We start from the raw sequence: 5,840 nt of genomic DNA, 5'->3' as shown, positions 1-5,840 counted from the left end.
CCCCGCCGGTCGCGAAGCTGCTGATCTCCGACGGCCAGACCGTCGTCGTCGACCGCGCCGTGCTCATCGGCCGGGCCCCCGAGGCGCGACGGTTCACCTCGACCGAGCAGCCGATGCTGGTCGCGGTGCCGAGCCGCCTGCACGAGATCTCCTCGACGCACATCGAGGTGCGTCCCGGCACCGGCGCCGACCACGGCAGCGCCGTGGTCACCGACATGGGCTCGACCAACGGCACCGTCCTGGTCCAGCCGGGCCTCCAGCCCGAGGACCTCAAGCCCGGCATCGCCGTGCAGCTCATCCCGGGCGCCACCATCAACCTCGGTGACGGGATCACCATCCAGGTCACCCGGCCCTGACGGCCGGCGGCCGCTACTCGGAGCGCTGCCCATGTCCCACCTCCCCCCGCCCGCCACGTCCCCGTTGACCTGTCCGCCGGCCGTGCTCGACCGCCGCTTCTCGGCGTTCGTGCTCGACCGGGTGGTCACCTGGAGCCTGGCGGGGGCAGGCGGATACGCCGTGTGGGCGCTCCTCGACACCACCGTCACGACCGCCCTGCTCGCCGTGGTCGCGTGCGACGTGCTGCTCGGCGTCGTGCTCGCGGTGCTCGTCGGCACGACCGGCCTGACACCCGGCAAGGCCGCCGTCGGGCTGCGGGTCGTCCGCCGCTCCACGGGCCGCCCGATCGGCGTCCCGGCCGCGCTCGGGAGGTACGCCGTGCTCGGGCTCGCCACGCTGCCCACGCTCGGCATCGGCCTGGCCACCCTGGCGTGGACGGCTGCCGCCGACCCCGGCCACCGACGCCGGGGCCTGCACGACCGGATCGGTGATGCCGTCGTCGTCGACGTCCGGCCCGTCCCCGACGTGGTCGAGGAGGACGGCCCCGGGCAGGCCCAGCAGATCGTCAACCTCACCGCGCTGCGGTTGATGCCGGACCCGCCGTCGTCGCACCCGGCCCCGGCGCCGGCCGTGGTGGCGACCCGCTCGGGCACGGTGCCGACACCTCCGCCGGCCTGGCCGCCCTCGGTGCCCTCCGCCGCGCCCTCTCCGGCGCCCCCGGCACCACCCGCACCGCCGGTGCGCTCGCCGCTGCCGGAGGAGCCGCCGACCCGGGAGGTCCCGGTGCTGGTGCCCGCGATGGCCGCCACGGCCACCGTGCCGCCGCCGGTGGCCCCGCCGCCCGCCCCGGCGCCCGCCCCCGTACCCCTCGCGCCCATCGAGCCCGCGGGGGAGCAGACCCGGGTCCGGCCGGACCCGGCCGACACCACGACGCAGCCGGCGACCGCCCGCTGGCGGGTCGCGTTCGACACCGGGGAGTCCTTCGTCGTCGAGGGGCTCGCGCTGGTGGGGCGCCGGCCCGAGCCGCGCTCCGGTGAGCAGGTGCGGCACGTGGTGCCGCTGCGCTCGGCCGACATGTCCCTGTCCAAGACCCACGCCCAGTTCCAGGTCGCTCCCGACGGGGCGCTGGTCGTCATGGACCGCGGGTCCACCAACGGCTCCTACGTCGTGCGGCGCGGCCTGTCCAAGGCGCTCAGCGCCGGCCGGCCGAGCACGCTGCTCGCCGGCGACGAGGTGCGCTTCGGCGACCGCACGATGACCGTCGAGCGCGAGGACTGACCGAACCGACCCGCGCCCCTGCTCACCCACCGGAGCGTGCGGCCTCCCACTCACGGCGCAGCAGGCCGTAGACCGAGGTGTCGCTCCACGAGCCGTCGCGGTCGGGGTAGTCCTCCCGCGTGTGCGCCTCGTGGGTCATGCCGAGCCGCTCGCACAGCCGCGCCGACGCGGTGTTGCGCGGGTCCAGCCGCGCCATGAGCCGGTGCAGCGGGTAGGTGGTGAACGCCAGGTCCACCAGCGCACGGGCGGCCTCGGTCGCGAGCCCGCGGCCGCCGTACGACGGGGCGAAGACCCAGCCGAGCTCGGCGATCGACGGCGGGGCGCCCTCGCCGTGCGCGGCCTCGAAGCGGAGCATCAGGTCGCCGACGAGGACCCCCTCGTGCTCGACGGCCAGCGCCAGCACGTCACCGACCTGGACGGGGGCGGTGCCGGCGACCAGCCGCTCCATCCGCTGGGCCAGCCCGGCCTCGTCCAGCGCGGGGAACGGCAGGTAGCGGGTGACCTCGGGGTCGGCGCAGTAGGCGCCGATCGCGGCGGAGTCGGACGGCGCGACCGTCCGCAGCACCAGCCGCTCGGTGCGCACGGGCAGGGCGGGGGTGATCCGGTCGAGTCCCATGCCCCGACCCTAGGGCGCGCCACGGACAGCCGCGAAAGTCCTTTCCGGGCGTTCGAACCCATGTCCTAACATGTGCGGTCGCGGCGCCGAGCGGGCGTCGCAGATCGCAGGACCTACGAGGAAGGTCGAGGCCGTGCCGACTGGCAAGGTGAAGTGGTACGACGCGGAGAAGGGCTTCGGCTTCCTCTCCCAGACCGACGGGCCGGACGTCTACGTCCGCTCCGACGCGCTGCCCGAGGGCGTCACCACGCTGAAGGCCGGCGCCCGCGTCGAGTTCGGCATCGCGCAGGGTCGCCGCGGCGACCAGGCCCTCCAGGTCCGGCTGCTCGACGCCCCGGCGTCGGTGTCGCGCAACCAGAAGGAGGCGCGCCGCAAGAAGCCCGAGGAGATGGTCCCGATCGTCGAGGACCTGATCCGGCTGCTCGACGGCGTCGGCGAGGCCTATCGCCACGGCCGCCACCCGGAGCGTCGCACCTCCCAGCCCGTCGCCAAGCTGCTCCGCGCGCTGGCCGACGAGCTCGACGCCTGAGCCCGCTCAGGTAGCCGGGGGCGGCGGGACCACGGACTCCGCGGCCCCGGCGGTCGTCGTGGCCGCCGCCTTCTTCTGCCGTGCCGGGGCGCTGCGCAGGACGAAGACCGCCCACGCCGTCAGCAGCACGGCCGCGAAGGCGAGGCCGACGCCGTTGACCGCCGGGTAGGACAGCACCACCCCGAGGAAGCCGCCGATCACCCATGCCAGCTGCAGCGTGGTGTCGCCCTTCGCGAACGCGCTCGCGTGCGCCCGCACCGGCACCCCGCTCTGGATCGTGGAGTCGAGCGACACCTTGGCGAGGTACTGCATCAGCCCCACGGTGAGGCCGAGCGCGACGAGCGGCACCAGCCCGTAGAAGAGGGTCGCCACGACCAGCACGACGATGTCGGCGAGCAGCGCGACGACCACCATCACCGACGGGTTGATCTTCCTGGCCAGCGACGCCAGCACGATCCCGGCCGTGTTGCCCAGGCCGGCCGCGCCCACGACGAGGCCGATCAGCAGCGTGGAGCGGGTCGTGCTCTCCCAGCCGTCGAGCGGCTCGGTGGCGAGCACGAAGGTCATGAACATGGTGAGGAAGCCGGACAGCAGGCGCGGGCCGCAGTTGGCACGCAGCGCGAAGGCGACCTTCGGCGGCAGGCCGCCACGCCGCCCGCCCGTCGCGGCCCCGCGGGGCGCGTCGATCGACTCCTCGCCGGTGGAGGAGTCCACCTTCGCCGGCAGCAGGATCGCGGCGACGGTGCCGACCGTGAACACCAGGAAGGCGTAGCGGCACGCCCACTCCGGCCCGATCCAGTRGGCGAGGCCGGCCAGCGGCGCGGACGCGCAGGCGCCGACCACGCCGGACAGCGCGACCCGTCCGTTGGCCTTCACGAGCGTGATCTCGTGCGGCAGCAGCCGGGGGACGGCGGCGGCCTTCGCGACGCCGTACGCCTTCGAGGAGACGAGCACGCCGAGCGCCGCCACGTAGAACCACGGCGAGCCGTCGCCCAGGGTGCCGGCGAGCACCCAGCACAGGAACGCCCGCAGCGCGAAGGTCGCGCCGATAGCCCACCGCCGGCCGTGGCTGAACCGGTCGAGGAACGGGCCGATCAGCGGCGCGACGATCGCGAACGGCACCATCGTCAGTCCGAGGAAGAGCAGCACCGGCCCGCGCTCGCCGCTCGTGGCGCCCGCGAAGAAGACGGTGCCGGCCAGCGCGATCGCGAAGGCCGAGTCACCCGCGGCGTTCGCCGCGTGCAGCTCGATCAGCCGGTTGAGGCCCGAGCGCTCGGCGCCCTGCGCACCTGCCGCACGGCGGGCCGTGCGGACCGTCGCCTTGCTCGCGCGGCCGGTCACCCGGGCGAAGCCCGCGACGCCGCGCGCCGTCGCCTTCGCGGCCCGCACCGAGCCCGGCTCGGCGGCCGGGACGTCGCCGGGGACCTCGGCACCCGGGGGCGGGGGAGGCGGCGGCGGGTACGACGCACCGTCGGGGCGCGGGCGGCCACCGGGAGGGCGGGGCTGGGCTCCGTCGGTGCTCACCCTCCTATCTTGCCTGCCACCCCCGAGGTGACGGACGTCGCCACGATGCGCGATGCTGTGCCGGTGTCCACCCTCGAGCGCAAGCTGACCGACGCCGCCACCGCTGACGCGGTCGACGCCGCCCGCGCGGCCCTGCTCGACGAGGTCGACGCCGCGGACGTCGGCGACCACCTCGGCCACCAGGTCGACGGGCTGCGCGTCGTCACCCACCTCTTCGCCTGCACCCGCAAGGGCTACCGCGGCTGGCAGTGGGCGGTCACCCTCACCCGCGCCTCGCGGCAGCGGAAGGTCACCGTCGTCGAGGTCGTGCTGCTGCCCGGCTCCGACGCGATCGTCGCCCCGCCGTGGGTGCCCTACCGCGAGCGCCTCCAGCCCGGCGACATGTCGCCCGGCGACCTGCTGCCCGTCTCCGACGACGACCCGCGCCTCGTGCCGACGTACTCCTTCGGCGACGACCCGCTCGACACCGACGAGAAGGCGCAGGTCCGCCAGGTCGCCAAGGACCTCGGCCTCGGCCGCGTGCGCGTCCTCTCGCCCGAGGGCCGCGACGCCGCCGCCGAGCGCTGGTACGACGGCGACGCCGGCCCCGACGCCCCGATCGCCCGCTCCGCCCCGCACCAGTGCTACTCCTGCGGCTTCCTCGTCCGCCTCTCCGGCCCGCTCTCGCAGATGTTCGGCGTCTGCGCCAACGGCGACGCCAACGACGACGGCCGCGTGGTCGCCTTCCAGCACGGCTGCGGCGGCCACTCCGAGGTCCGGCTCAGCAAGCGCCAGCAGCCCCAGCCCCCCGCCCCGCCCGTCCTCGACACCATCTCCTCCGAGGGCCTCGAGACCTTCTGAGCTGTCTGCGCGAGCGCGCCGCGGTTGTCTTCCGTAGGTCCCGCCTCCGCCCGGCGGCACGCCTCGCGCCGCGGTTGCCGGTCGAGGCGTCACTTGTGGCGGGTCGAGTGGTCAGCTGTGGCGGGTCGAGTGGTCAGCTGTGGCGGGTTGAGACGTCACTTGTGGCGGGTCGAGGCGTCACGACGCGCGCGCCGAGTGGTCGAGAGCCGAGCGCTCAGGCGCGGCGGAGGATCCAGACGGCGTACTGGTCGTCGACCGGGCGGAGGTCGTAGCCGCCGAAGCGGTGGTCGACCCGGAGCCCGGCGGCCGTGGCGTCGCGCACGAATTCCTCCGGCGAGTACGACCGGGCGCTCGCCGGACCACCGGCCAGGTGGAAGCCGACGAGGATGCGCCCGCCGGGGGCGAGCAGGCTGCCGAGGCGCTCGAGCACGGCGACCTCGGTGTCCTCGGCGACGAAGGTGAGCACGTTGCCGACGCAGACGACGAGGTCGAACTCCTCGGGGGCCCCGGACTCCGCGAGCGCCTCCGGCGTGATCGCGAGGATCTCCAGCGGAAGCACCTGCAGGTCGGGGTACGAGCGCCGGGCCTGCTCGACCAGGGTCGGGTCGGGCTCCGCGGCGACGACCCGGTGGCCCTGCGCCTGCAGGTGGGCGCCGATCCGGCCCATGCCGGCGCCGGCGTCGAGCACGCGGGCTCCGCGCGGCAGCATCGCGTCGG

General features: G+C 75.3%; 7 protein-coding genes. 4 read left to right on the top strand and 3 right to left on the bottom strand.

The genetic code is table 11. From position 1 onward, the window contains the following. Positions 1 to 356, top strand: a 356-nt coding sequence (locus tag L615_RS17815) for an FHA domain-containing protein (protein WP_186449919.1), incomplete at its 5' end; no start/stop codon positions are given. 31 nt (positions 357 to 387) lie between these two features. After that, entirely contained in the window at positions 388 to 1,614 is a 1,227-nt protein-coding gene (locus L615_RS17810) for an RDD family protein (protein ID WP_145725945.1), read from the top strand. A gap of 22 nt (positions 1,615 to 1,636) precedes the next feature. Here L615_RS17810 and L615_RS17805 read toward each other — a convergent pair whose 3' ends face one another. Beyond that, positions 1,637 to 2,230 carry a GNAT family N-acetyltransferase gene (locus L615_RS17805; RefSeq protein ID WP_145725943.1) on the bottom strand — a complete coding sequence of 198 codons (594 nt, stop codon included), beginning with the start codon at positions 2,228 to 2,230 and terminating at the stop codon, positions 1,637 to 1,639. Positions 2,231 to 2,363: 133 nt separating this feature from the next. Between L615_RS17805 and L615_RS17800 the strand changes: the two genes are divergently transcribed. Next, positions 2,364 to 2,759 carry a cold-shock protein gene (locus L615_RS17800; protein ID WP_028654603.1) on the top strand — a complete coding sequence of 132 codons (396 nt, stop codon included), beginning with the start codon at positions 2,364 to 2,366 and terminating at the stop codon, positions 2,757 to 2,759. Between the two features lie 6 nt (positions 2,760 to 2,765). On the opposite strand, the gene L615_RS17795 is transcribed toward L615_RS17800, so the two are convergent. Continuing rightward, positions 2,766 to 4,283, bottom strand: coding sequence for an MFS transporter (locus L615_RS17795; protein ID WP_261376757.1), 1,518 nt, complete (start codon positions 4,281 to 4,283; stop codon positions 2,766 to 2,768). 45 nt (positions 4,284 to 4,328) lie between these two features. On the opposite strand from L615_RS17795, the gene L615_RS17790 reads away from it, so the two are divergent. Next, positions 4,329 to 5,123, top strand: a complete 795-nt coding sequence (locus tag L615_RS17790) for a DUF3027 domain-containing protein (RefSeq protein WP_051485509.1) — start codon at positions 4,329 to 4,331, stop codon at positions 5,121 to 5,123. 214 nt (positions 5,124 to 5,337) lie between these two features. On the opposite strand, the gene L615_RS17785 is transcribed toward L615_RS17790, so the two are convergent. Then, positions 5,338 to 5,840, bottom strand: a 503-nt coding sequence (locus L615_RS17785) for a bifunctional 2-polyprenyl-6-hydroxyphenol methylase/3-demethylubiquinol 3-O-methyltransferase UbiG (protein ID WP_145725942.1), incomplete at its 5' end; no start/stop codon positions are given.

It is taken from the genome of Nocardioides sp. J9 (assembly GCF_007829375.1).
Lineage (GTDB): Bacteria > Actinomycetota > Actinomycetes > Propionibacteriales > Nocardioidaceae > Nocardioides.
The sequence above is the reverse complement of the archived record's forward strand: the minus strand, read 5'-3'. Positions and strand labels throughout refer to the sequence as shown.